This window comes from Actinoplanes sp. NPDC051346, assembly GCF_040682215.1.
In the GTDB taxonomy this organism is placed as follows: domain Bacteria; phylum Actinomycetota; class Actinomycetes; order Mycobacteriales; family Micromonosporaceae; genus Actinoplanes.
Genome location: NZ_JBFBAJ010000012.1, coordinates 262,416 through 287,887, shown reverse-complemented (window position 1 = coordinate 287,887; position 25,472 = coordinate 262,416). Strand labels below are relative to the sequence as shown.

Annotated in this window: 27 protein-coding genes; 18 read left to right on the top strand and 9 right to left on the bottom strand. The window is 69.8% G+C overall.

Annotated features, from left to right (window positions below; all coding sequences use genetic code 11):
* Positions 1 to 102 precede the first annotated feature (102 nt).
* Positions 103 to 504, bottom strand: coding sequence for a response regulator (locus AB0M36_RS28195; RefSeq protein WP_364163107.1), 402 nt, complete (start codon positions 502 to 504; stop codon positions 103 to 105).
* A gap of 72 nt (positions 505 to 576) precedes the next feature.
* Positions 577 to 2,205 (bottom strand): S8 family serine peptidase, encoded by a 1,629-nt coding sequence (locus tag AB0M36_RS28190; protein WP_364163104.1) that lies wholly within the window; start codon positions 2,203 to 2,205, stop codon positions 577 to 579.
* A gap of 230 nt (positions 2,206 to 2,435) precedes the next feature.
* On the opposite strand from AB0M36_RS28190, the gene AB0M36_RS28185 reads away from it, so the two are divergent.
* Both AB0M36_RS28185 and AB0M36_RS28180 read left to right on the top strand, forming a co-directional pair.
* Positions 2,436 to 2,654, top strand: a complete 219-nt coding sequence (locus tag AB0M36_RS28185; RefSeq protein ID WP_364163101.1) for a hypothetical protein — start codon at positions 2,436 to 2,438, stop codon at positions 2,652 to 2,654.
* Positions 2,655 to 2,724: 70 nt separating this feature from the next.
* Positions 2,725 to 4,548 (top strand): ATP-binding protein, encoded by a 1,824-nt coding sequence (locus tag AB0M36_RS28180; RefSeq protein WP_364163099.1) that lies wholly within the window; start codon positions 2,725 to 2,727, stop codon positions 4,546 to 4,548.
* A 3-nt stretch (positions 4,549 to 4,551) separates the two neighbouring features.
* Here the strand turns inward: AB0M36_RS28180 and AB0M36_RS28175 are convergent, their stop codons facing one another.
* Both AB0M36_RS28175 and AB0M36_RS28170 read right to left on the bottom strand, forming a co-directional pair.
* Positions 4,552 to 5,430, bottom strand: coding sequence for an SRPBCC family protein (locus tag AB0M36_RS28175; RefSeq protein WP_364163096.1), 879 nt, complete (start codon positions 5,428 to 5,430; stop codon positions 4,552 to 4,554).
* Between the two features lie 74 nt (positions 5,431 to 5,504).
* On the bottom strand, positions 5,505 to 6,251 hold the full coding sequence (locus tag AB0M36_RS28170; protein WP_364163093.1) for a hydrolase: 747 nt from the start codon (positions 6,249 to 6,251) through the stop codon (positions 5,505 to 5,507).
* Positions 6,252 to 6,532: 281 nt separating this feature from the next.
* Between AB0M36_RS28170 and AB0M36_RS28165 the strand changes: the two genes are divergently transcribed.
* A complete protein-coding gene (locus AB0M36_RS28165; RefSeq protein ID WP_364163090.1) occupies positions 6,533 to 7,456 on the top strand; it encodes a peptidoglycan DD-metalloendopeptidase family protein in 924 nt (307 codons plus the stop codon).
* Positions 7,457 to 7,515: 59 nt separating this feature from the next.
* Here AB0M36_RS28165 and csrA read toward each other — a convergent pair whose 3' ends face one another.
* Genes csrA through flgN form a run of 5 tightly spaced genes read right to left on the bottom strand, consistent with a single transcriptional unit; the run spans position 7,516 to position 11,100 of the window.
* Positions 7,516 to 7,773 (bottom strand): carbon storage regulator CsrA, encoded by a 258-nt coding sequence (gene csrA / locus AB0M36_RS28160; RefSeq protein ID WP_364163087.1) that lies wholly within the window; start codon positions 7,771 to 7,773, stop codon positions 7,516 to 7,518.
* Positions 7,774 to 7,827: 54 nt separating this feature from the next.
* Complete coding sequence (locus AB0M36_RS28155) at positions 7,828 to 8,226, bottom strand: flagellar assembly protein FliW (RefSeq protein ID WP_364163084.1); 399 nt, start codon at positions 8,224 to 8,226, stop codon at positions 7,828 to 7,830.
* Positions 8,227 to 8,267: 41 nt separating this feature from the next.
* On the bottom strand, positions 8,268 to 9,206 hold the full coding sequence (locus AB0M36_RS28150) for a flagellin (RefSeq protein WP_364163081.1): 939 nt from the start codon (positions 9,204 to 9,206) through the stop codon (positions 8,268 to 8,270).
* An 11-nt stretch (positions 9,207 to 9,217) separates the two neighbouring features.
* Entirely contained in the window at positions 9,218 to 10,615 is a 1,398-nt protein-coding gene (flgK, locus tag AB0M36_RS28145; protein ID WP_364163078.1) for a flagellar hook-associated protein FlgK, read from the bottom strand.
* Complete coding sequence (gene flgN, locus AB0M36_RS28140) at positions 10,615 to 11,100, bottom strand: flagellar export chaperone FlgN (protein ID WP_364163076.1); 486 nt, start codon at positions 11,098 to 11,100, stop codon at positions 10,615 to 10,617. The genes flgK and flgN overlap by 1 nt, the downstream gene beginning before the upstream one ends.
* 251 nt (positions 11,101 to 11,351) lie before the next feature.
* On the opposite strand from flgN, the gene AB0M36_RS28135 reads away from it, so the two are divergent.
* The 15 genes from AB0M36_RS28135 to AB0M36_RS28065 all read left to right on the top strand — a co-directional run bounded on the left by AB0M36_RS28135 (position 11,352) and on the right by AB0M36_RS28065 (position 25,472).
* A complete protein-coding gene (locus tag AB0M36_RS28135; protein WP_364163074.1) occupies positions 11,352 to 12,245 on the top strand; it encodes a flagellin in 894 nt (297 codons plus the stop codon).
* A 114-nt stretch (positions 12,246 to 12,359) separates the two neighbouring features.
* The gene (fliD, locus tag AB0M36_RS28130; RefSeq protein ID WP_364163072.1) at positions 12,360 to 13,865 is read left to right on the top strand and encodes a flagellar filament capping protein FliD; all 1,506 of its coding nucleotides are present in this window, start codon (positions 12,360 to 12,362) and stop codon (positions 13,863 to 13,865) included.
* Positions 13,866 to 13,879: 14 nt separating this feature from the next.
* Complete coding sequence (fliS, locus tag AB0M36_RS28125) at positions 13,880 to 14,272, top strand: flagellar export chaperone FliS (RefSeq protein ID WP_364163070.1); 393 nt, start codon at positions 13,880 to 13,882, stop codon at positions 14,270 to 14,272.
* Positions 14,273 to 14,277: 5 nt separating this feature from the next.
* Entirely contained in the window at positions 14,278 to 14,601 is a 324-nt protein-coding gene (locus AB0M36_RS28120) for a hypothetical protein (RefSeq protein ID WP_364163068.1), read from the top strand.
* Between the two features lie 189 nt (positions 14,602 to 14,790).
* A complete protein-coding gene (locus AB0M36_RS28115; RefSeq protein WP_364163065.1) occupies positions 14,791 to 15,138 on the top strand; it encodes a flagellar basal body protein in 348 nt (115 codons plus the stop codon).
* 5 nt (positions 15,139 to 15,143) lie between these two features.
* Positions 15,144 to 15,539 (top strand): flagellar basal body rod C-terminal domain-containing protein, encoded by a 396-nt coding sequence (locus AB0M36_RS28110; RefSeq protein ID WP_364163063.1) that lies wholly within the window; start codon positions 15,144 to 15,146, stop codon positions 15,537 to 15,539.
* 2 nt (positions 15,540 to 15,541) lie between these two features.
* Entirely contained in the window at positions 15,542 to 15,877 is a 336-nt protein-coding gene (locus AB0M36_RS28105; RefSeq protein ID WP_364163060.1) for a flagellar hook-basal body complex protein FliE, read from the top strand.
* A 1-nt stretch (position 15,878) separates the two neighbouring features.
* Positions 15,879 to 17,471 carry a flagellar basal-body MS-ring/collar protein FliF gene (gene fliF / locus AB0M36_RS28100; RefSeq protein WP_364163057.1) on the top strand — a complete coding sequence of 531 codons (1,593 nt, stop codon included), beginning with the start codon at positions 15,879 to 15,881 and terminating at the stop codon, positions 17,469 to 17,471.
* 40 nt (positions 17,472 to 17,511) lie between these two features.
* On the top strand, positions 17,512 to 18,537 hold the full coding sequence (gene fliG, locus AB0M36_RS28095; RefSeq protein WP_364163054.1) for a flagellar motor switch protein FliG: 1,026 nt from the start codon (positions 17,512 to 17,514) through the stop codon (positions 18,535 to 18,537).
* Positions 18,521 to 19,195 carry a FliH/SctL family protein gene (locus AB0M36_RS28090; RefSeq protein ID WP_364163051.1) on the top strand — a complete coding sequence of 225 codons (675 nt, stop codon included), beginning with the start codon at positions 18,521 to 18,523 and terminating at the stop codon, positions 19,193 to 19,195. The genes fliG and AB0M36_RS28090 overlap by 17 nt, the downstream gene beginning before the upstream one ends.
* Positions 19,196 to 19,208: 13 nt before the next feature.
* Positions 19,209 to 20,516, top strand: coding sequence for a FliI/YscN family ATPase (locus AB0M36_RS28085; RefSeq protein WP_364163048.1), 1,308 nt, complete (start codon positions 19,209 to 19,211; stop codon positions 20,514 to 20,516).
* 221 nt (positions 20,517 to 20,737) lie between these two features.
* On the top strand, positions 20,738 to 21,439 hold the full coding sequence (locus AB0M36_RS28080; protein WP_364163045.1) for a hypothetical protein: 702 nt from the start codon (positions 20,738 to 20,740) through the stop codon (positions 21,437 to 21,439).
* Positions 21,436 to 22,407, top strand: coding sequence for a transglycosylase SLT domain-containing protein (locus AB0M36_RS28075; RefSeq protein WP_364163042.1), 972 nt, complete (start codon positions 21,436 to 21,438; stop codon positions 22,405 to 22,407). Before AB0M36_RS28080 ends, AB0M36_RS28075 begins: the two co-directional genes overlap by 4 nt.
* 29 nt (positions 22,408 to 22,436) lie before the next feature.
* Positions 22,437 to 24,659, top strand: a complete 2,223-nt coding sequence (locus AB0M36_RS28070) for a flagellar hook-length control protein FliK (protein ID WP_364163039.1) — start codon at positions 22,437 to 22,439, stop codon at positions 24,657 to 24,659.
* Positions 24,660 to 24,752: 93 nt separating this feature from the next.
* Complete coding sequence (locus AB0M36_RS28065; protein ID WP_364163036.1) at positions 24,753 to 25,472, top strand: flagellar hook capping FlgD N-terminal domain-containing protein; 720 nt, start codon at positions 24,753 to 24,755, stop codon at positions 25,470 to 25,472.

Genomic DNA, 25,472 nt, shown 5'->3' with positions numbered 1-25,472 from the left:
GACGGCCGCGATGAAGCGCTTTTCGGCCTGATTCCGCGGCCGGAGAAACGAAAGCGCCGCCGGACCTTCAGGTCCGGCGGCGCTCGTTCGCTTGGCTGTCGGTTACGTGGTGGGTGCCTTCTCGGCCAGCATCGACCGCAGCGCGGTGAGTAGCAGGTCGGCGGTGAACGGCTTCTTGACGAGCACGGCGTCCTCGTCGATCAGGCCCTTGGCGACGGCCATGTCCTTGGGCAGCCCCGAGATGAAGACGACGCCCATCGCGGGACGCATCTGCGTGCAGTCACGGGCCACCTGCCCGCCGGAGACGTCGGGCAGGGTGAGGTCGGTGACGAGCACGTCGATGTCGCCCGGATGGTCCCGGCAGACCGTGAGCGCCTGGTCGGCGTTGCCGGCGATCAGGGCGGAGAAGCCGCGCCGCTCCAGCATCCGCCGCATGATGTCGCGCAGGTCGTCCTCGTCGTCGACGACGAGAACGGTCGGACGCTCCTGCGTACTTTCGGACATGGAAGCCTCCCCGCAGCCGTGTGCGCTTCACGCTAACCGCGGGTCACCGGCCCGGGTGCCGCTTTCCGGCAATCAGAGCGTGAGCTTCCACTTGTCCAGGATGCCGGTCGCGGTGCCGTAGGTGTCCTTGACCTGAAGCGACCACTTACCGTTGCGCGGGGCGCCGGACAGGTCGATCGTGTACGTCTGCGAAATGTCGGCCGCCCTGTCCGCCTTGTTCGCCGACTTGAGGGCGTACCTCACGCCGTTCGGGCTGGTCAGTGTGACGGTCAGCGACCCGCGGTACGGGTGCTGCACGAGCACGGTCACGGACGACGTGGACGAAGCCGTGCCGGTGCAGTCCGACACCGTCTTGCTGCTGGTGGCGGTCGACAGCTTGCCGATGCGCACGTCCGTACCCATGATGAAAGGTCCGCATGCCGGCTCGACGACCGGCTCGACGACCGGCTCAGCGGCCGGCTCGATGACCGGGACGGTGTTCAGGAAGCTGGTGTGCAGAAGCTGGTTCACCGAGCCGCTGCCCGGGTTCACCACTTTGCCGGTGGTCGCGTTGCCCACCAGCGCGGCCCGGATCTGCGCCGGCGACCAGGCCGGGTTCGCCGCGGCGACCAGCGCCGCCGCGCCCGCCACGTGCGGTGCGGCCATCGAGGTGCCGCTCATCATCGCGGTGGCGGTGTCGGAGGAGTAGCTGGCCGAGGTGATGCGCACGCCGGGCGCGAAGATGTCCAGGCACGAGCCGTAGTTCGAGAAGGAGGCGCGGGTGTCGGCGCTGTCCGTGGCGCCGACCGTGATCGCGTCGGGTGCGGAGGCGGGGGAGTAACCGCAGGCGTTCTGGTTGTCGTTGCCGCCCGAGACGGCGTAGGTGACGCCCGCCGCGATCGACTTCGCGACCGCCCCGTTCAGCGCGGAGCTGACCGACCCGCCGATGCTCATGTTGGCCACGGCCGGCTTGACGGCGTTCCTGGTCACCCAGTCCACGCCCGCGATGATCGCCGAGTACGAGCCCGTGCCGCTGCAGTTGAGCACCCGAACACCGACGAGCTTGACGTCCTTCGCGACGCCGTAGGTCTTGCCACCGATCGTGCCGGCCACGTGGGTGCCGTGGCCGTTGCAGTCCTGCGCGACCGCGTCGTTGTCGATGTAGTCCCAGCCGTTGCTCGCCCGACCGCCGAACTCGCCGTGTCCGACCCGAATGCCGGTGTCCAGCACGTACGCGGTCACGTTCGACGCCGAGCGGTAGGTGTAGCTCTGCGACAGCGGCAGCGCCGTCTGGTCGATCCGGTCCAGGCCCCAGACCGGGCTCGTCTGCGTACGGATGTCCGCGAGGCGCACCGTCGCGTCCTGCTCCACGTACGCGACGGCGGGGTTGGCGGCGAGACGACGGGCCTCGAGCGCCGTCATGTCGGCCTGGAAGCCCCGGACGGCCGTCGAGTAGCTGGCGAGCACCTCGCCGCCGTAGCGCCGGGCCAGCGCCCGCGACACCGCCGGCACCTCCGCGGCGTCGGCCGAGGCCGGCTTCAGCACCACGATGTAGCTGTCCGTGATGGCGCCGGTGGCCGCGGCCCGGACCGCGCCGAGCGGCAGGGCGCCGGGCGTGCCGGCTTCGGCGGTTCCGGCCACACCGGTGACCACCGCGGCGGTGGCGATACCTGTGGTCAGAGCGAGGCGTGCGACGCGGCGACGGCCGTCGTGACGGATCATGCTGGAATTCCCCCCCATTGTTGCCACCGGCGTCGGACATCCCCTGGCGAGGACAGGCATGCCGGCGGCACTTGAGGGGAAATGCTGCAGAGACGGCGGAGCCGTCAGGGACCTCGACGGTTGCCGCTGAGGAGCATCCGCTTCGACCGGCGTCCATCGCTAAGTCGCTCCCCAGGGGGGCCGAATTACCGGCTGTCAGGATCGCTGCACCGATGAGCAAGGAGAGCGCTATGACCACCGTGCTGTCGCCCGAGATCGTCGTCGTCGACTCGCTGGCCGAGCGCTGCGACCGCTGCGGCGCCGCCGCCAAGCTTGAGCTCAGCCTCGCCGGCGGCGGAAGCCTCGCCTTCTGCGGCCACCATGCCAACCGGTACGCCAACCGGCTCGTGCCGATGGCCGCGAAGGCCTCGGTCGAGGACGGCTTCGCGTGGGCCGGTGTGACACCTTGACCCCATCCGCCGCGATATGATCACTCCCTCACTATTGGGCCGAAACGCCCATATTTAGAGGGGTTCATCGGTGCAGTTCGCGGCGCACGACGTGGGCAGGCTGTCCCGGCTCGCCGCCGGGAGCACCGGTGTCGCCGTGGCGATCTCCGGCGGCCTGAGCCTGGTCATGCCTCCCGCGGGAGCTGACGATATGACGCAGAGCCCGGCCGCCGCACTCGTGGCCGCCGGGCTCGCTCTGTTCCTGCTCGCCCTGCCGCACTCGGGCCGCGCGCTGCGCGTCGCCGCCTACGTGCCGGCTGTGCTCTCCGCCGCCCTCGGCGCCGTCGTCATCCCCGAGCACCCGGCCGCCGGCGTCGCCACACTGCTGGCCGGCCTGGCGCTGACCTGCCTCGACCTCTACGTGCACCGCCGACCGAGCCATCCGGTGCGATACCGGGTGGCCGATCCGCTGCTCGCGGGCAGCGCGATCATCGCCCTCGTGGCCCTGGTACCGCGGATGTTCGCGCCCTCCTTCCCCCAGGGCGGCGGCCCGGACAGCCTGATGTCGCCGTACCACGCGGGCACCCTGTTCGTGTTGGCCGTCGGCGTGGTGCTGGCCCGGCCGGAAGCGGGGCCGCTGCGCACCGACGCGGCCGCCGGGCCCGGCACGAAGATCCGCCGGATGCTGCCCGCGGTCATCGCCGTACCGGTCGTCGCCGCCCTGGTCAGCGCGCTCGCGGTGCGCACCGGGATCAGTCGACCCGCCGCCGCGATCAGCACCGGGGCGATCCTCGCCACGCTCGCCCTCGTGGCGCTGGTCGGCTATCTCGTGCGGTCCCTGGAGGGCGCTGACCAGCGGCAGCGGCGGCTGGTCACCGAGCTGCACGAGCAACGCGACTTCTCGGACACCCTGCTGCAGTCGATGAACGAAGCGGTGATGGTGCTCGACGCCAACCACCGGGTCATCGACGTGAACCGGCGCTGGCGGGAACTGACCGGCGACGGCGACCATCCGGACGGCACGCCACCACCGCCGTCGCTGCCCCCGGCCGGCACGCAGGACTGGTTGGTCAGCCGCGCCGACGGCACCCAGGTGCCCGTGCTCGCGACGATGGCGGCCATCCCGGACGCCGCCGGGCAGCCGCGCGGCTACGTCGCCACGTACGTGGACATCACCGACCGCAAGCGGGCCGAGGACGAGCTGAGCACCCACGCCGCGGAGCTCGAGACCAGCAACGACCGGCTCCGGGAGGCGAACGCGAAGCTCGCGTCGGCGCTGGCCTTCAAGAACGACCTGACCTCGATGCTGACCCACGACGTGGCGCAGCCGATCAGCTCCATCGCCAGCCTGGCCGAGCTGTTGCACGCCGACTGGGAGGACCTGCCCGACGACATCCGGCTCGAGCTCGCCACGAAGATCAACAAGAACACCCACCGGCTCATCAAGATGATGAACGACCTGCAGCTGCTCTTCCGGCTGGACACCGGCGCCGTCACGGCGCAACGTACGCCCGTGCAGCTGCGGGAGGTCGTCACGTCGGTGATCGGCGAGCTCGAGGGCGCCGACGGCGTGGTCGTGACGGTCGAGGACGACGCCGCCGCCCTCGCCGACCGCCAGCACGTCTGGCACGTGGTTAAGAACCTGGTGACCAACGCCCTGCGCTACGGCGAGAGCCCGGTCGAGGTCCGCGCCAGCCGCGACGCCGAGTCGATCGTGCTGATCGTGCAGGACCGGGGCGAAGGCATCCCCGAGGACCTCGTGCCGAACCTCTTCGACCGCTTCATGCGCGGCGCCGGCCTGGGCCTGTTCATCGTTCGCCACCTGGTGGAAGCGAACGGGGGCTCGGTCCGCTACGAGCGGGCCGAGCCCCGGGGCGCGCGTCTGGTGGTGACCTGGGAGGCCGCCGCCGTCTGAGCCTCACCAGTCGTGCGCGCTACCGCGTTCCTCTTCGCTGATCATCCCGTCGCCGCGGCCGTCCCGGGTTCCCATCGCCTTACCGCCCATGCGCGCGGAGGCCGAGCCTTGGACGGCGGAGCGGGTGCCCGCCGCGCCGCCGCGGACGGTCGGCGAACCGACGATGCGACGGCCGGGGGCGAGAATCTCGTCGAGGTCGTGCGGGTCGTTGATGCCGGGCGCCGAGGTGATGTCCACGGCCGGTGCGGCGGTGGGCATGCCCAGGGGAGCCGTGGCGGCATTCGGGCGCAGGGTTCCGAGGTTGTCCGGGCGGGCGTTGCTGAAGTCGCCGGCGCTGGTTCCCCAGCCCGCACCCGGCCGCGCGCGGTTGCCGCGAGCGCGTGCCGCGACCGAGGTCGGCGAGGCGAACGCGCTGCCCGCCGCCATGTTCTTGGAACTGGCACCGCTCAGGCGACCGCTGTCGCCCAGCTTGCCGGTCTCCATCAGCCCCTTGAAAGCGTTCAGGTCGGCCTTCAGGCGCCGGCTCAGCGTCTCCTGCCCGTGTCGGTCGCTGGGCAACAGGAACGCGACGTCGGCCTCGAGCTGGGCGACGATCTGCGTACGCGTCTCGCCCATGGGCCGCAGGGTGATGGTCTCGGCGAGCAGCGGGCCGTCGACGGTCGCCCACGCCACCCGCTCGTCCACCGAGCATTCGGTGATCTGCGCGTCGAACTCGCGGCGTTGCCCGTCGACGTCCATGACCCAGTGCGTCTGGTCGTTGCCGATCGTGGTGACCCGTTCGACGCCGGTCATGAAGCGCGGGTAGTTCTCGAACGTCGCGAGCTGCTCGTAAACGGTGTGCAGCGGTGCGCTGATCTCGACGGCCTGCTGAACCATACTCATCGCATCTCTCCCATGCTGAAGTGCTGGCATGACAGAGAGTACGTAGAGAATTACATACTGCGTTTGGTTTCCGGTCAGACCCGGCGCAGGTACTGCCAGTTGCCGACCTCGGCGGCGTACCGGGCGTCACTCGCGGGCACCAGCGCCACATCCGCCTCACGGAGCATCGCCACCACCCGTGGCGACGGGCTGCGCCAAGCCTCGCTGATCTCGACCACCGTGCCGCTCGACCGGCAGGCCGAGGCGAGCGCGGCGAGCAGTTCCGGGGTGACCGCGGCGTCGTCGATGCCGACCTGCGCGAGCAGGTTCAACGGGCGGGCGAGCTGCGAGGGCGCGTAGCGCGAGGCGCGCTCGACACCCTTGATCGTGGCGGTCACGACCGCCTCGGCCACCTGGTCCGCGGTGAGCAGGCCGGCCGCGAGCATCGAGCGGACCTCTCGGGCACCGACCGGTCCGTCCGGCATCGGCAGCCGGGAAACGGCCACGGAGACGGCCTCGAGGTGCCCGATGTCGGCCGGCAGCGCCAGCCACCCGTCGGGCTGGACGACCTCGACCTCGGCGGCGACGCGCAGGGTGAGCTCCGTACGCTGCCGCGCCCGCCGCACCGCGTCGGCGTATGCCGACAGCCACGTCGTCTCGGGCCCCGCCTGGTCGGCGAAGGTCAGGCCGGTAAGCCCGGCGCGGTCGGCCGCGGACACCACGACCCCCACGCTGTCCCGGCCGGCGGCGAAGCCGGTGTGCACGTGCGCGTCGGCACGCAGATCGAGGGCGGCGGCAGCGAGAGTGACGCCGTCCATGACCGATTCGCGCTCTGCACCCACGATGTCTCCCCGCCGACTCTAGGACGAGTTCCTCTCGTCCTGGGGAAGACTTTCCAGCCTCGGTGTTGTGGACCGGGGCCGCGCCAGGTGCATTCCGGGTGCGTGGCCAGCGGGCGTCGATCTGCGGCAAACGCGACATCCAGGACCCACTCGCCGGTCACCATATCTCGGGTACGGCGGGCGGCGCCCGCAACCGTTCCGCACTCGCGGCGCACCGCTGCGGCATCCCCCGCTCGGCAGCCTGGGCCGGTATGCGTCGTCCGCCTTTCGAAAGGGAGTCCATGAAGCGCCGACATCAGCGCACCGCCCTCGCCCTGATCGCTACGGGCACGCTCGGCGGCACCGCACTCGCCGGCACCCCTGCCTTCGCGTCATCCACTCCCCTGCGGTTCCCCACCGCGGCGGCGAAGGCGGTCTCCCTGAAGGCCGTTGCCATTCCCGCGGTGACGCCGCGGGCCGCCGCGGCCGGCGCCGCCACCCCGACGGTCGTCGCCACCGGCAAGGTGGTCACCGACGGCATAGCGCTCAACGCACGCAGCGGTCCGTCCGTCGGAAGCCTCCGGACGGGCACCATCGCCGATGGCACGACCGTCTCCATCGTCTGCAAGGCCGCGGGCCAGTTCATCAGCGGCACGGTGAAGAACACCGGCTTCTGGGACCGGCTGAGCGACAACAGCTTCATCTCCGACGCGTTCGTCCAGCGACGCGAGGTCGAGATCCCCAAGTGCACGTCGACGGCGCCGCTCCCCGCCATCTCCGGCGCGTGGATGCTGCCGGTGTCCGCTGGCCTGGTGAGCGACTTCCGCACCGCGCAGCGCCCGGCCCACGACGGCGTCGACCTCGGGGCGACGCGCGACACCCCGATCCGCGCCGCCAGCTCGGGCACGGTCATCCAGGTCGTCTGCAACGTCTCCAAGGGCAGCTGCGACACCGACGGCAGCCCCAGCCTGCGCGGCTGCGGATGGTACGTCGAGGTGCTGCACGCGGGAAACATCGTCACCCGCTACTGCCACATGGTCCGCCGCCCGTCGGTGACCCTGGGGCAGACCGTCGCCCGCGGCTCGATCCTGGGCTACGTCGGCACCTCGGGTTCGTCGTCCGGCCCGCATCTGCATTTCGAGGTGCACGTCGGCGTACCGGCGACCCGCGAGAACGCGTTCAGCCCGATTGCCTTCATGCGGGACCGGGGACTGACGATCAAGTAGACGCCGCAGGGCCGGTCCTCAGTGGAGGATCGGCCCTGGCGGTCATGAAACTCCGCGGGTCATCGTTCGTCCGGCGGGTTCGCCGGGGTGGGGCGGTCGAACAGGTCGGTCAGGGCGCGGACCGCGGCATCGGTCGGCGAGGCCGCCTCCCGGTTGGCGCTCCGGAGCTCCTGATAGACCTCCTCGCGGTGCACCTGCACGTCGCGCGGCGCCTGGATGCCGATCCGGATGACATCGCCCCGCGCCTCGAGCACGGTGACGACGATGTCGTCTCCGATCATCACGCTCTCGCCGGCCTTCCTGGTCAGCACGAGCATCGTGGTCGCCCCTCACTCCATCCGTGGACAGGACACCGGCGCGCGCCCGGACGGTCAGTAGCTCCGGCGCATGACCGCCCGGACGGGCAGGTTGCTGCCGGTGAGAACGACCTGCATGGCCCGGCGGGAATCGCGGTCGATGATGATCGGGGCGAGGAGGTTGGCCGTGGTCTCCTCGGTGCCGGCCGTGATGACGACCATGGCGAGCAGCCGGTCGGGGTCCTTGGTGTTCAACGCGGCGAAAACCTCGTTCTCGATCTCCGGCGCGTAGTCCGGGAAGAACGGCTCCGGAGGCGCGACGAGGAAACGAAGCTCCGGGTTCTGGATCGAGGTGAACGCGTAGAGCAGGCCTTCCTCATGCAGCCGGACCAGCACGAACTGCCGGAGAGCCGGGAAACCGGGCATGGGGACAGCCATGTCAATGATGGGCAGGTCCAGCTCGGTGTCGGTCATGGTTGCCCCAATCGGTCGGGACGCGGTGCGAGTACTCATGGTCACCTCAGGAAGTCGATGAGTGAGGGCTGAATCACCTTTGCCGAGGCGGCCAGTGCCGCCTGGTACGAGGTCTGCTGGAGCTGCATTTCCATGATGGTTTTCGGCAGATCGATGTCCTCGATATCGGACAACTGCGCCGTCACGGACAACAACCGGTCCTGTGCGGAATCCTTCATCTGCGTAATCCGATTGTATCGGGATCCCACCTCCGAGATGGCGGAATTCAGCTTATTAGAAGACGCATCGAGGCCGGCCAGACCGGCCGACAAGGCGGTGGCATCTCCGGCCTTGAGACCGACCGAAATGTCTTCCAGCACTTTGAAGAGCCCGGTGGCGTCATCCCCGAAAGCCTCGGGGCCGGTCATGTCCACCCGCACCTTGACATCCGAACCGACGGTGCGTGACACGCTCGTTCTGCGGGCCTGCTCCTCGTCGTAGGGCAAACCGGGGTCGTACGGGTTGCCCGTGAAGCTGCCGGTGGTCCTGTCGTAGGCCTCCGCATTCGTCGTGTTGCCACCGAAGACCGGGCGGTCCAGATATCTGGAATTCGCATGGGTGATCAGCGCATCCCGGATCTGATCTATCTCCATAGCCAGCGCTTCGCTGGCGACCGCCCCGTTCGTGGTGGTGTTGAGACCCTGCACGGTGAGGTCCCGGGCCCGGTTGACCAGATCAGAGGCGCTTTTCAGCGTGTCTTCCACCGTGCCCAACCAGGCCATGCCGTCCTCGGCATTGCGCAGGTATTGCTCACTCGTGCGCGTCTCGGAGCGCAATTGCAGAGCGGCGACCGTGCCGGCCGGGGAATCCGACGGCCTGGTGAGCTGCTTGCCGCTCGACAGCTGATCCTGGATCTGCGCACCTTTGGCGAGGCTGCGCTGAAGATTGGCCAGCACCCGGGTATGGATGCTGCCCTCGGTGACTCTGCCGCCGCCGATCATGATGTTTCTCCTTACCTTCCGACCAGGCCGGTGCGGTTGATGAGCTGGTCGAGCATTGAGTCGATCGTGGTCAGCACCCGGGACGCGGCCTCGTATCCACGCTGATACGTCAGCAGGTTGGTCATTTCCTCGTCGAGATTGACCCCGGCCTCGCCCTCGCGTGCCGCGTCGACCTGTTCGGTCACGACGGACTGAATCTCGGCGCGGCGGGCGGTGCCCTGCGCGGCGACTCCGAGCCGTCCGATCATTCCCTCGTACTCCCGGTCCGGGCCGTCGCCCAAGTCACCGATATCGGCTATTCCGGCGGCGACCGAGTTGTCCAGGGTGCCGGGGGTCGCCGCGATCGCCACGTCGTCCGGATCGTTGATCAGCACTTCGATCGAGCCATCCGCCGCGCGGCGGAAGAAGTCCTCGCCGGTGGCGCCGCTGACGCCGTGGCCGGCGCGGTGCGCGGTGTTCACCTTGTCGATCATGTTGTCGGCGACAGAGTCGAGCTCGCTCGACAGGTTCGGGATGATCTCGGCCATCGTGTGGATCATCGAGCCCATCGTGCCGCCGGCCTCGACCCGGTTCGCGGGGGGATCCGGGATGTTGGTCCAGACCAGACTGGCCTTGTTGGCGGGGGTCTGGTTCTCGAGCCGGTCCGGGCCGGCGAAGCGGATATCGTTGACGACGGTCCCACTGACTATGTTGGTACCGCCGACGAAGACGTCCATGCCGCCGTTGTCCCGCTTGGCCGCGGTGGCGCCGGTGAGTTCGGCGAGCTTCATGGCCAGCTGATCGCGCCGGTCCTCGAGCTCGTTCACCGTGATCCCGGAGGCGTTCGCCTTGACGATGCTGTCGTTGAGCTGGGCGATCGAGCGGGCGGTGCCATTGACCTCGTCGACGTAGGCGCCCATCTGGACTTCGTTCTGCTTCCACTGCCGGGCGAGCGACTCATGGGCGGCGTTCAGCGAATCGGCGACCGTGTTGCTCTGCTGGATCACGGCGGAGCGGGGAGCCTGCAGCTGCGGATTGTTGGCCACATCGTTCCAACTGCCCCACATGTCGCGGAACTGGGCGGCCAGCGCGGTGTCGCTCGGCTCGGCGAACGCGTTCTCGATCGAGGTGTACGCCGCCTTCTGGCTCGCCAGCTGCGCGTTCACGCCGTGTTCCATCCGGCCCCGGTTCTCCAGGAACTCGTCACGCATCCGCTGCACGTCGGACGCGGCGACCCCGGTGCCAAGGCCGTCGGTTTTCGCGTACATGGTCGCGGTCGTGCCGCCGACCTGCGACTGCATGCTGACGCGTTGCCGGGAGTATCCCTCGGTGTTGGCGTTCGCGATGTTCTGCCCAGTCACGTCCAGTCCGCGGCGTTGCGCGTAGAGCGAGCTCAATGCGGTGTTGATGCCACCAAAGCTGCTTGCCATCAGATCGCCTCATCCACCAGGCTGGGGCGGCGTACGCCGCCGCTGACGGTTTTGCCTTGCCGGCCATACGTTTCCACGGTTCCGGCGAACGCGAGCATGGTTTCGCGAGCCGCCCGTTGACCCGCGGTGAGCAGGTCGCGGTTGGACTCCGCCACGGCGCTGATCTCCGAGGTCAGGGTCAGGAAGGCCCTGCGGTGCTGGTGCAGCAGCTCGGACCAGGGGGCCGGCGCGGCATCCGCCAGTTCACCCAGCGACGCCTCAGCGTTCAAGCCCAGCTCAAGCGCGACCGCCTGCGCGTAGGCCGCTCGGGCCACTTCGGTCTGCCGAATCTGATCCAGCACCACCTCTACTTCGCGGGTGGCGTGGGCAAGCCAGCGGGACCGGTTGGCGGCGAGCAGCAGCTGCTCTTCCTCCAGCTTGAACAGCAGCAGCTCCAACAGCTCCCGGGCACGCCACAGGACGCTGGACAGGTCGGTCAGGCTCACCGGCTCCTCCGTCTCTGCTAGGAGGCTTTTCCCCCGCTCACCGGACAAGTCGGCACTCGCATGGTGTCTCTGAGGACTTGAGGGCGCTTCGGTTGCGCACTGGTGCGACCGGGTTTCAACGTTCCGCGAACCTGGCGCGAAGAAATCTCAAATACTCCTCAAGACCGGAACCGCCCCGCCGAACATGGATGGCGTAAGCACAACGGCTCACGGACGGGCCGGTCAGGACCCCACTCAAGGAGGAAATTCAAATGGGTCTTCGCATCAACCAGAACATCGCTGCCCAGAACGCCTACCGCAGCCTGTCGACGTCTGACAACCAGATGGCCAAGTCGCTCGAGAAGCTGTCGTCGGGTTTCCGGATCAACCGGGCCTCCGACGATGCCGCGGGTCTCGCCATCAGCGAGGGTCTCCGCAGCCAGATCGGTGGCCTCAAGGTCGCCACCCGCAACGCCCAGGACGGCGTCAGCGTCGTCCAGACCGCCGAGGGTGCGCTCAACGAGGTGCAGTCGATCCTGCAACGCGGCCGTGACCTGCAGGTGCAGGCCGCCAACGGCAGCAACAACCAGGAGTCGCTCGACGCCATCAACGAGGAGTTGTCGGCGCTCGGCGAGGAGATCGTGGCGATCGCGGAGCGCACCGACTTCAACGGTGTGAAGCTGCTGTCCGGTAGCACCACCGCCGGTACGGCTCCCGGCACGACTCCCGGCGGCACCACCCCGGCTACTCCCAACACGGGTGCCACGCTGAACTTCCAGGTCGGCGCCAACACCGACGACACGCTCACCGTGGACATGGCTGACATCGACCTGGGTGCGGCCGCCGCGTCGCTCATCGGCGCGGCAAACGCCAACACCGGTGGTGTCGGTTCGACCGCCGCCATCAACGACATCGACGACCAGGTCGTGCTGATCTCCACCGAGCGGGGCAAGCTCGGTGCCGCGCAGAACCGGCTCGAGCACACCATCAACAACCTGAACACCTCGGTCGAGAACCTGTCGGCGTCCGAGAGCCGGATCCGCGACACCGACATGGCGCAGGAGATGATGAGCTTCACCCGCTCGCAGATCCTGTCCCAGGCCGGCACCGCCATGCTGGGCCAGGCGAACCAGTCGCAGCAGGGCGTCCTGTCCCTCCTGCGCTGATAGCCGCATCACACTCAGCAAACTGAAAAGACAACCGAATAGACGGGCGGCCGGCGACCTCGCCGACCGCCCGTCCGGTATCGGTACAGACGTAGAGAAGAAGGGGGTGCCGCGATGGCTAGCGTCGACGGACTTGTCACCGGCATGAGCACCTCGAGCACGGTCGCCCAGCTCATGCAGGTCGAGGCACTGCCCCAGACCGCTCTAAAGAACAAGGTCACGGCTGAGAACAAGGCAGTGACCGGGCTGCAGGCCGTGAACGCCAAGATGTCGGCGCTGATCACCGCGACCAAGGCGCTCAGCGAACCGGGGAGCTGGACCGGGGTGAAGGCGACGTCGAGCTCGGACGCCGCCGTGGTCACCGCCCTGCCCGGCGCGCAGCCCGGCTCGTTCTCCTTCGCGGTCGAATCCTTGGCGACGACGCACACGGCCACGTTCACCGGAGGGTCGGTCTCCTCGGCGAGCGATGCCGCGCTAGCACCCGTCCTGGACAATGGCGTCACCTTCGACATCAGGCTGGCCGATGGCAGCACGAAGACACTGACCCCCACCAACGGGTCGCTGAACTCGGTGGCCGCGGCGATCAACGGCGAGGCCGACTCCATGTTCAAGGCCGCGGCGGTGCAGGTCGCGCCGGGCCAGTACACCCTTCAGCTCACCGCGAAGAGCTCGGGCGCGGCCGCTGCCTTCTCCAACGACGTCGACGGCGACTGGACCAACGACCTCAGCGGCGCCCTTACCGGCCTGTCCGTGGCCCTCGGCACCCCCAACCTCACCGCCCAGGGCGTCGACGCTCAGCTCAGAGTCGGCACGGACAGCCCCACGGAAACCTCCTACGTCATCACGTCCGCGTCGAACACCTTCACCGAGGTGCAGACGGGGTTGACCGTCACCGCCACGAAGAAGACCGATCCGGGCGCTCCCGTCACGATCAGCCTTGCCTCCGACCCCGAGGATCTCGCCACCAAGGTGGCGACCATGGTCGAAGCCGCCAACGTGGCGCTCAGCGAGATCGCCACCCAGATGAAAGCCAAGAGCGGCACCACCGCGGGCGGGGCGCTGGTGGGTGAAAGTGCGCTGCGCAAGCTCAGCCAGGACATCCTGAGTACCGTTTCCGGCGGTGCGCCCAACCTGGGGCCCAACAACACGGTCGGCACCTTCAATTCGGTCGGCATCACGGTGGACCGCGGCGGCAAGCTGAAGTTCGACAAGGCGGAGTTCCTGAAGTCGTACACGGCCGATCCCGTCAAGACGCAGGCATATTTCGACTCCCACAAAGAGGTCGCGCACCCGAAGGCCAGTGCCACCAAGTTCGACCCGGGCTGGGACCAGGCGCAGGGCATCGCCCTCAAGCTGCTGACGGTGGGGTTGCAGGCCAGCGAGGGCGTGAAGCTGCCCACCGATCCGGCGAACAAGCTGCCGGAGGGGACTCTTCCCGGCCTCGTCAAGCGCCGCAACGCCGCCATCAAGACCCTGAACAACCAGGTCAGCGCCTGGGATGTCCGGCTGGATCTGCGCAAGGCGGCATTGGAGAAGCAGTTCTCCAGTCTCGAGACCGCCATGGGCAAGATGCAGCAACAATCCTCCTGGCTGGCGAGTCAGCTCGCCGGCCTCGGCTGAGCGGAGCCCACCACATGACCAATCCTTCACAGGCCATGCGCCAGCGCTACCTCGCCGATTCCGTCGCCACCGCCTCGCCGGCGAAGCTGCTGCTGATGCTGTTCGACCGGCTGATCATGGACCTCTCCCGTGGCGAGCAGGCGCTGCTCGCCGATGACCGGCCCGAGGCCAACCTCCAGCTGAAGCACGCCGGCGACATCGTGACCGAACTGCACGTGACGCTGAAGCCGGACGTCTGGGAGGGCGCCAAGGACCTGGCCTCGCTGTACGCCTTCGTCGAGACTGAGCTGGTCAACGCGAACGTGCAGGGTGACGCGGCCAAGGTCGCCGCGATTCGCGGGCTGATGGAGCCGTTGCGCGACACCTGGCGCGAGGCGGCGCTGGCTGTCGCGGCCGCCGAGGGGTGATTCCGATGGCCGACGACTGGCGGCAAGCCTGGATCAGCGCACTGGACGAGCTCGAAGAGGACGTCGAGGCCGTCGAGCGGATGATCGCGGACGAACACCGCAACCAGGAACTGCCGTCAGCGACGCCGTGGGAACCGCCCCCGGGCCTCGGCCCGCTTCCGTTGGATCTGCGGCCCCGGGCCGACGCCATCCTCACCCGGCAACTGGAGGCCGCGAAGGCGGCAGCCATGGCGATCACCAACAATCGCCGGCAGAACGCCTTCGCCGCGCGGGTCGAGGTCGGCACCCCGGGCAAACAAGTTCCCACCTACATCGACTGCGCCATGTGACCCGCCCACACCACCGTCATCACGACCCGGTGTCCCGTCAGGGACGCCGGGTTTTGTTGTGCAACCGGTCAGCAACCGTTCGGAGCTCAGCGGATCGGAGTGCGGGCCGAAGCGAAAGGTACGAGCAAAGGACTGCTCAACAAGGAGCCAGGGACCGGCACCTCGCACCACCGGAAGGGAACCGCCACCGTGTTCGATGACGTCGCATCGTCTTCGCTCCGAGTCGCAGTCGCCGGCCTGTCAGCTCGACAGAACGCCATCGCCAACAACATCGCCAATATCGAGACCCCCGGCTATCAGGCTCGTAAGGTCAAGTTCGAGGAGGCGCTGAGCAGCGCCGTCGCTCACGGCCAGTCGCCCTCGACGGTTTCGCCCAGCGTGCTGAAGTCGCTGGAGCCGACGCGCCTCAACGGCAACAACGTCAACCTGGACGAGGAGACGCTCTCGCACATCGACACCACGATGCGCTACCAGCTCACCATCCGCGCTCTCGACGGCAAGTACAACTCGATCCGCGACGCGATCAAGGGGGCCTGACCTAGATGAGCACCTTCAACGCGATCGGCACCGCGGCAACCGGTGTGACCGTCTACCGCAAGTGGCTCGACGCCGTGTCGGACAACATCTCCAACATCGACAACGTCAGCCGGACCTCGGAGAACGCCTTCCAGGCCCGCTACGTCGTGGCCCAGGAAGCGCAGGACGGCAACGGCGCGCAGGTCGGCGGCATCGCCCTGGGCAGCGCCGAGGGCCGGCTCGCCTACGAGCCCGACAACCCGCTGGCCGACACCGAGGGCTACGTCCGTCGCCCCGACATCGACCTCGGCAGCCAGATGGCCCAGATGATGATGGCGCAGCGTTCGTACCAGGCGAACCTCTCGGTGGTCGACCGGGCGCGGGAGTCGTACCAGGCCGCGATCAACCTCGGGAAGGGCTGATCATGACGTCGCCCATCGGTGCTTTGGGCGCGGTCGGTGGCCTCTCCGGCGTCGGCGGGGTCGGCGGCGTCTCGGGTGCCGGGGCCCTCACCGGCACCGACAAGGCCAGCGGGCCGAACACCGACTTCGCCGGCATGTTGTCCAAGGGTCTGGAGAGCGTGCAGGCGGCCCAGACCAAGGCGGGCGACCTGGCCGTGCAGGTGGCCAACGGCACCCTGCAGGACCCGGCGCAATACACCATGGCGGCCACCGAGGCCGGCCTCGGCCTCCAGCTCACCATGGCGATCCGGAACAAGGCCGTGGAGGCCTTTCAGGAAATCATGAGAATGCAGGCCTAACATGACGGACCGTCTCCCCGCGCCCGTACGCAAGGTCGGCGACACCTTCAAGTCCTTCACCCCGGGACAGAAGGCCGTCACCATCGCGGCGGTGCTCGCCCTCGCAATCGGCGGCTACTTCTTCGCCACCTGGGCCTCGAAGCCGTCCTACTCCGCCCTGTTCAGCAACCTGTCGAGCAAAGACGCGAGCGCGATCGTCGAGTCGTTGCAGAAGAGCAGCACGCCGTACGAACTGGCCAACGGCGGCACCACGATCATGGTGCCGCAGGACCAGGTGTACGACCTGCGCCTGCAACTGTCCGGCGAGGGGCTGCCCGGTGAGTCCGACACCGGCTACGCGCTGCTCGACCAGCAGGGCATCACCACCAGCGACTTCATGCAGCACACGAACTACCAGCGGGCCCTGCAGGGCGAGCTGGCGAACACCATCAAGGCGATTGACGGCGTCGAAGCGGCGACCGTCAATTTGGTGATTCCACAGAAGGACGTCTTCGCCGACGACCAGAACAAGACCACCGCGTCGGTGCTGGTGCAGTCGTCGGCCAGCAAGCCGCTGTCGAACCAGACCGTGCAGGCGATCGTGCACCTCGTCGCCTCGAGCGTGGAGGGCCTCGACCCGACCAACGTCACCGTGGCCGGAGCGGACGGAAAGATCCTTTCGACCGGCGGCGGCGCGGCCATCGCCACCGGCGGGGACAGCGGCTCCGACTCGCAGACCGTCTCCTTCCAGAACCGCCTGAACTCATCGCTGCAGAACATGCTCGACGCCGTGGTCGGACCGGGCCACGCCGTGGTCACCACCACCGCCGAGTTGGACTTCGACCAGACTCAGACCACGTCGAAGACCTTCAGCTCGGACCCGTCCGTCGCCGCGCTCTCGGAGAGCATCCAGCGGGAGGCCTACAACGGCAACGGCACCGGGACGGGCGGTGTGCTCGGGCCGGACAACATCCAGGGGCCCACCGGCACCGGGGGTTCGGGACAGTACGAGAACACCAACACCGTGCGCAACAACGCGGTCAACGAGGTCACCGAGAACCGCAACAGCGCCCCCGGCGGCATCAAGCGGCTCAACGTCGCCGTCCTGCTCGACGCGACCACCGCCGGTGCGGTGAACCAGGCCGACGTGCAGCAGCTCGTCAGTGCCGCGGCCGGCATCGATCCGACCCGTGGTGACACCATCGCGGTCAGCGCGATGGCGTTCGACACCAGCGCCGCGACCGCCGCCAAGGACGCGCTGGCCGCCTCGGCCGCCGCCGAGCAGAGCGTGAAGCAGACCTCGCTGATGAAGACGGCGGGGATGGCACTGATCGTCCTCCTGCTGATCTTCATCGCCTGGCGCTGGAGCCGGCGGCAGAAGAAGCGCAAGGCGCTCACCCCGGCCGAGCTCAAGCACCTCGAGGACATGCAGGCCGCCCTGGAGGCGCAGCGCCTGGCCGAGCTGAACGCGGCGATCCCGTCGCCGGCGATCGAGGCCGCGAACATCAACCACGAGGAGCTCGAGGGCCGGCAGCGCGAGATCGAGCAGATGGTCGAGGACCAGCCGGAGGAGATGGCCGCTCTGCTGCGCGGGTGGCTGGGCGCAGGTCGCTGACTGATCCGAGGAACACCCCCTGGTTCAAGGAGGAACCGCATTGTCCACACCCGCGCTGAGCACTGCGTCGATGACCGGACTGCGCAAGGCAGCCATCCTGCTGGTGCGCATGGGCAAGGAGTACTCGAGCCGGGTCCTGGCCAACATGAAGGAGAACGAGGTCGAGGAACTCTCGGCCGAGATCGCCAGGCTGGGCAAGCTCGAGCCGGAGGTGGTCAACGACGTCATCGACGAGTTCTACGCCCTGGCGACGACCAAGCACGCCGGGGCGGGCGGCATGGCGTACGCGCGGGAACTGCTCGAGGCTTCGCTGGGCACCGAACGGGCCGCCCTGATCCTGGACCGGCTCCAGGCGTCGATGACCGACATGCCGTTCAACTTCCTCAGCCACGCCGACCCCCGGCAGCTGCTCTCGTACGTGCAGTACGAACACCCGCAGACCATCGCGCTGGTGCTGGCGCACATCCCGTCGGCGCTGGCGTCCTCGATCCTGTCCGGGCTCGCGCCCGAGGTGCAGTCGGACGTCGCGCACAGGATCGCGGTCATGGACCGCACCTCCCCCGACGTGATCCGCCAGGTCGAGCTGGCCCTGCAGCGCAAGCTCTCCACGGTGTTGCAGCCCGACGAGTTGTCCACGGTCGGCGGCCTGGGGCCCCTGGTCGACATCATCAACCGCGCCGACCGCACCACCGAGCGCCTCATCCTCGAGGCGTTGGAGGCGCGCAGCCCGGAGATCGCCGAGGAGATCCGCCGGCGGATGTTCATGTTCGAGGACATCGTCAACCTCGACGACCGCTCGGTGCAGCTGGTGCTGCGTCAGGTCGAGCCCTCCGACCTCGCCACCGCGCTCAAGGGCGTCAACGACGAGGTTCGCGAGAAGGTCACCAAGAACCTGTCCGAACGCGGCCGGGACAACCTGCTCGAGGAGATGGACCTCATGGGCCCGGTCAAGGTGCGGATGGTCGAGGAGTCGCAGCAGAAGATCGTCTCGGTGATCCGCTCGCTCGAGGACTCCGGCCAGATCGAGATCCAGCGTGGCGGCGAGGCCGATGAGCTCGTCGTCTGAGGACCGGCCGGTGCTGCGCGGTTCGGTGGCCGAGTCCGCCGCCGCCGTCCGCTTCGGCGTGGACCTGCGCCGGGGCGTACCCCTCGACAGCGCTCCGGTGGAGCGGGCGAAGCAGGAGGCCCGCACCACCGGTTACGCCGAGGGATGGGCACAGGGCCAGCGGGCCGCCGCGCAGGAGGCCGAGGCGGCCGCCGAGCGCGGCCGGGCGCGCGAACACGCGCACGACCAGCGCCGCGCCACCGCGCTCGCGCAGGCGGTCAACGCCCTGGGCCGGGCCGTCACGGGCCTGGAGACGCAGCTCATGCCCACCCTGCACGAGCTCGAGGAGGCGGTGCTCGCGCACGCCTTCGAGCTCGCCGAGGCGATCGTCGGCCGGGCGATGGACGACCCCGAGGGGCGCGCCGCGGCGGCCCTGCGCCGGGCCATGCACGCCGCACCCGACCAGGGCGACATCGTGGTCAGCCTGCATCCCGAGGATTTCCGCAGTCTCGTCGGCATGGCAACCGACGCCGACTACAACTACGAGGGCCGGCCCGTGCACCTGCGCCCCGACCCGGCCCTGCGCCCCGGCGACGCCGTGGCCGAGACCGGAACCACGACGGTCGACGCGTCCATCGCCGCCGCTGTCGCCCGAGCGAAAGAGGCGCTGCGACTGTGAGGAGCTCCCGCCGGTGACCGACGTCTTCCGCAACCGCATCAACGCCGCCCTGACCGCCGCGCAGCCGCTGAGCCGCGGCAAGGTAACCGGCGCCGTCGGCCTCCGGGTGACCGTGAGCGGGCTGGACGCCCGGGTCGGCGACCTGCTGCAGATCGGTGAGGGCGACTCAGCCGTCCTCGCCGAGGTCGCGGCCCTCGACGGCGACCGCTTGTCCTGCCTGCCGCTCGGGCCCATCGCCGGCCTCGGCACCGGCAGCCCGGTGGTGTCGACCGGCGGGCCATTGCGGGTCGCGATCGGCCCCGACCTGCGCGGACGCATCCTGGACGGGCTGGGGCGGCCGATGGACGGCGGTCCGCCGCTGAAGGGCGACCTGGTGGGCATCGACGCGGCGCCACCGTCGGCGATGGAGCGCCAACTCGTCGACGCCCCGATGCCGCTGGGCGTACGGGTGCTCGACACGCTCGTGCCGTGCGGCCGGGGCCAGCGCATCGGCATCTTCGCCGGCTCCGGCGTCGGTAAGTCCACGCTGATGTCGATGATCACGCGGGGAACCACTGCCGAACTCAACGTCGTCGCCCTGGTCGGCGAGCGTGGACGCGAGGTGCGCGAGTTCATCGAGCACGACCTGGGCCCGGAGGGCCTGGCCCGCTCGGTCGTGGTGATCGCGACCTCGGACACCCCGCCGCTGGTGCGGCTGCGCGCCCCCATCGTGGCGACCCGGATCGCCGAGTACTTCCGCGACGAGGGCCAGGACGTCCTCATGCTGATGGACAGCGTCACCCGCGCGGCGATGGCCCAGCGCGAGGTCGGCCTGTCGGTCGGCGAGCCGCCGGCGACCCGCGGCTATCCGCCCTCGGTCTTCGCGATGCTCGCGTCGCTGCTGGAACGGGCCGGCCCGGGCGCGCGCGGCAGCATCACCGGCCTCTACACGGTGCTGGTGGAGGGCGACGACCACAACGAGCCGATCGCCGACGCGGCCCGCTCGATCCTGGACGGGCACATCGTGCTGGACCGCAAACTGGCGACGGCCGGGCACTTCCCGAGCATCCAGGCCCTCGACTCGATCTCCCGGGTGGCCAACAAGATCACCACTCCGGAGCAGAAGAGCGACGCCACCGAGCTGCGCCGGATGATGGCCGCGCACCGGGACGTCCGCGAGTTGGTCGAGATCGGCGCCTACGTGCCCGGCACGAACCCGGAGGCGGACCGCGCCACGGCGATCTGGCCGCACATCACCGCGTTCCTGCGGCAGGGCTTGGACGAGAAGGTTTCGGCGGAGCAGGCTTGGGCCCAACTCCGCCAGCTCATCAGCGCTTCCTGATCTTTTTCGGGTACGGGCACAGTCAGCTCCCGTGACACACAGGCGATCCCCTGCCGGGTCCGGGCCGTTGCGCCCGCGCCGGGCGGTGCTGCCGGGTCCAGCGGGATCGCCGAGGCCTTCGAGTCGCTCGGGATTGAAGCGGGTGCAGGTCGGGTGCAGGCGCTCAGCGCACCGCGGGAAGGGCCGACCGGAAAGGTGTACGGCTCTTTCTGGGAGGTCTCGTGAACCGCTTCTTCCGCCTCGGCCCCGTGCTGCGCGCCCGCAAGGCCCAGGAGGACGCCGCCCGCGGTGCGGTGATCCAGTCCCGCCAGGAGATCCGGGAGGCCCAGGCGCTGGTCAAGCGACGGCAGCTCGACCTCGCCGGAGCCGACGCGCCGACCGAGGGCACCGCGCGGGCGATGGTCGCCTCGATGGTGGCCCGCCAGTCGCTGGCCGCCACCCTGTCGGGCGCGCACCGGATGGTCACCGAGGCCGAGGAGCGCACCCGGGAGAAGGTGGCCGAACTGGCGGACGCGGCGAAACGGCACCGCGCCGTGGAGATGATGGCCGAGCGGCACGCCGAAACCATCCGCAAGCACGACCTCACCGTCGAACAGAACACGATCGACGAGATCGCCATAACCTCGAAGGCGCGCAACGCCGCCCGCGGCATCGACGCGTTGACCGAGGAACGCGCCAACGCCCTGCGTACCGGCCGCGGGAGCATCGCCGACCGGGTCGCCGCGGCCGCCGCCCGCGAGGACGTCGCCCGCGAAACGGCGAACTCGGTGGCCGCCCAGCGCCCCCTCATCGACCTCGCCGACGCGCGCGTCGCGATCGAACGGACCCGCGCGCAGTTGTCCCTTGCCGCTAAGCGCTTCGAAGAACCCGCCGAACACGAAGACGAAGGCAGCGCCGACGACGACAACGGGAGCCGCGCATGATGGGTGTTCAGGGTGTTCTGTCCCGCATCTCGGAGCTGCGGTCGCAGCTCGGGGTCGCTGCGGCCACCACTGGCACCACCGCCACTTCCGGCGCGTCATTCGCGGGCGCTCTCGCCAGCGCCACCGGCACCACCGCCACCACCGGCTCCGGCGTCACCGGACAGGCGGTCGTCGACGCGGCCAAGAAGTACCTCGGCACCCCGTACGTGTTCGGCAGCACCAACCCGGACAAGGGCCTCGACTGCTCCGCGTTGGTGCAGCGGGCGTACAAGGATCTGGGCATCGAGCTGCCCCGGAACTCGCGCGAGCAGGCCCAGGCCGGCACGAAGGTGGACAACCTCGCCAGCGCCAAGCCGGGCGACATTCTCGCGTTCAACTCGCCGGTCGACCACGTCGCCATCTACCTCGGCGGCAACAAGATGATCGCGGCGCCCAAGCCCGGCGACGAGGTCAAGATCCAGTCGGTCTACGAGAAGCCCACGCACATCCGGCGCGTGCTCGGCACCTCCGACGCCACCGCCGCCTCGGCCGCCGTTGGCGCTGCTTCCGTTCGCCCGGCGAGCCTGCAGAACTCCACGTCGCTGTCCGGCGTCCCGTACGCGGACATGTTCCTCAAGGCCGGCGCCAAGTACGGCGTCTCGCCCAAGCTGCTGGCGGCCGTGGCCAAGGTCGAGTCGGGCTACAACCCGAAGGCGGTCAGCCCGGCCGGCGCCCAGGGCCTCATGCAGCTCATGCCGGCGACCGCCCGCGGGCTCGGAGTGAAGAACTCGTTCGACCCCGAGCAGGCCATCGACGGCGCCGCGAGGCTCCTGCGGAACAACCTGAAGGAGTTCAAGACGGTGCCGCTGGCGCTTGCCGCGTACAACGCCGGCGGCGGAAGCGTGCACAAGTACGGCGGCATCCCGCCGTTCGCCGAGACCCAGAAGTACGTGCCGAAGGTGCAGAAGGCTCTGGCCGCCCTCGGCTGAGCGCCGATCCTCACGAGAAGAGGCACTCCATGACGAGCTCCGTCACCGGCCCGGACCGCAGGCCGGCGGTCGACCACCGTCGTACGGGTTCCCAGGCCGGCGACGGCGGCGAGGCGTTCGGATCGGCGCTGTCCGCCGAGCTCGACCGCGACGACGACCCCGGGCAGCTCCGCGAGCGCAACAACCGCACCGGTCAGGAACGCGCCGCCGACACCCGCCTCGCCAATCGCGCCGCCGATGAGCGGGCGGCCGACCGCGCCGCCGACGCGCGATCCTCCTCGGCTCGCTCCGCCGCGGACCGGGCCAGCGGAGAACGGGTGGCCGACTCCGCCGCCAGGAACTTCCAGCTGCGCGCGGCGCAGGACCGGGCCGTCCAGCAGCAGCGCCTGGCACAGGACCGCGCCGCGGCGCGGCGCACGGCTGCGCAGCGTCCCGAAACCACCCGCCCGGACGACGCACGCCCGCGGTCCACCCGGCCGGACAACGCGCGCCCGGACAACAGCCGCCTCGACAACGCGCGCCTCGACAACCCTCGCCCCGACAACGCCCGCCTCGACAACCCTCGCCCCGACAACGCCCGCCTCGACAACCCTCGGGCCGAGGGCGCCCGTCCGGAGAACGCCCGGCCCGCAGGCACCCGTCCGGAGAACACCCGGTCGGAGAGCCGCCGGCCCACCGACGCCCTGGCGGAGTCCACCGCGGCATCCACCGAGTCCGCGGTCGGCCCGGCCGAGGAATCCGCGGCCGCGGAGGATGCCACGCGCGCCACCGAGCCCGCTACCACCACCCCATCGGCGAACGCGGTCGCGCTGGCCGCTGGTGCGATGCCGGCACTGCCGGCCTCGACGCCGTCCCCGAGCACTTCCGCCACGACCTCGGCCGCCGGAGCCATCACCCCGGCCTCGGCGTCGGCGACGCTGGCAGCCGCGGGATCGGCGGCGGACGCCGCTCAGGCCGCCACGGCAAACGCGCAGGTCACCGCGGCGAACGCGCAGACCGCCGCGATGAGTGCTCAGACCGCCGCAGCGGGCTCGCCGGCGGATACGCAGGCAGCAGCGCAGCCCGGTGCCCCGTTGCCGGCTGCCGCACCACTCGGCACGGGCGATGCTCGGCCGGGTGCCACACCACTCGCCACGGGCGGGACCCAGCCGGCCGCAGCGCAGCCCGCCGCCGCTCAGGCCGCCGCGGCGAGCCCTGGCGCACCCGCGCAGGCGTTCGGTCAGACGGCCGCCGCTCCGGCGACGAACACCGCCGCGGCGACCGCACCGCAGGCGCCGACCGGACCGGCCGCGCCGACGAACCTGGGCGCGACCACCAACCTCGGAGCGGCTGCCGGCAGCACCGGCCCGCAGACCACGGCAGCACCGGCGACCACTGCGGCATCCCCCACCACGGGCGCCACATCCGCCACCACCGGCAGCGTTTCCGGGGCTGCCACCGGCCCCGCGATGGCCGCCACCACGGAGGGTGCGGTTGCCGCCCCGGGCGCCAATGGCGCGCCCACCGATGCCACTGCCACCACCGGTCCGGCTTCGGCCGACGGCTCCGGCACCCCGGGGGGCTCGGGCAGCGGCGAGCAGGCCGGCGGTAACGCTGCGGGAACAGACACCGGCGGTGCGGGCACGGGTGGCCAGGGCACGGGCGGTCAGGGAGCTGGCGCTGAGGGCGCCGGCGGCCAGGAGGCTGGCGCTCAGGGGGCTTTCGCTCCGGCGACCGGCCAAACGCCGTTCGGCCTGCCCGGACAGGAGGCGCCGGCCGGCATCGGCGGGGTCGCACCGGCGGCCCCGACGGCCCCAGCAGCCCCCACGGCACCGGCCGCGGCGGCACCTCCGCTGCCCGGGCCGGTGGCCATGCAGCTCGCGACCCACATCACCCCGTTGCGCCTGGACGCCGACGGCGTGCACCGGCTCACCGTCAATCTGCACCCGGTCGACCTCGGCCCGGTCCAGATCGTGGCGGAGATCCGCAACGGCGAGATCAACCTCCAGCTCTCCAGCTCGACCGACGCCGGCCACGAGTCGTTGCGGGACGCGATGGACGAGCTGCGTCGCGAGTTGCAGCAGTCCGGATTCGGCAACGCGTCGCTCGACCTGCGACAGGGCTCGGGCCAGGAGCAGCGGCAGCAGTTCGCTTTCATGAACAACGGGCGCACCGGAAACGGGTCGGGGACCACCGCCGCGGAGCCCGCCGAGACCGCCACACCGGACGCTCCCCGCCCCACCGGCAACGGCCGTCTCGACATTGAGGCTTAAGCTCGTCCGAGCAGAAAATTGGGGCTAAGCGAATCGCCCTACCGGCCGAACCTGAGTGCGAGGGTCACCGCACTACTCAGGAGGACCGGCCACATGACTTCGCCGATCAACGGGTTCGTCAGCAACACGTACGACGACAAGAGGGCCTCCTCGACGTCGATGTACACCAACAAGACGACGACGGACGCCGGCGCCAGCAAGTCGGTCGCCGATCAGGACACGTTCCTGAAGCTCCTGGTGGCCCAGCTGAAGTACCAGGACCCGTCGAACCCGGCGGACTCCACCCAGTTCCTGGCGCAGACCGCCCAGTTCACCCAGGTCGAGAAGCTCGGGCAGATCGCCGAGATGATGCAGGCCCAGCAGTTGATCGGCGCGAGCGCGCTGGTCGGCCGCACGGTCAGCTACCAGGACGGCAACGGCGCCACGCTCACCGGCGTGGTCACCAAGACGAAGCTCAACGGAGACAGCGAACCGACGCTCGTGGTCGGGAACATGGATGTGCAGCTGTCGAAGGTCACGGAAGTCCAGCAGGCGTCGGCCGCGCAGCCCGCGACCGGCACCACCAGCCCGACCGGCACCGCCGCGAGCCCCGCCTCCGGCACGACCGGCACGGCTGCGACCACCCCGGCCGCCACTACCGGCACGGCTGCGAGCACCCCCGCCGCCACAACCGGCACGGCTGCCACCACCCCCGCCCCCACAACCGGGACGGCTGCGGACACTCCCGCCGCCGCTGCCGGCACGACGGGCACCGCTGGACAGACCGCAACCCCGAACACCGCCTCCGATTCCGCTACCACGAAGGACATCTGA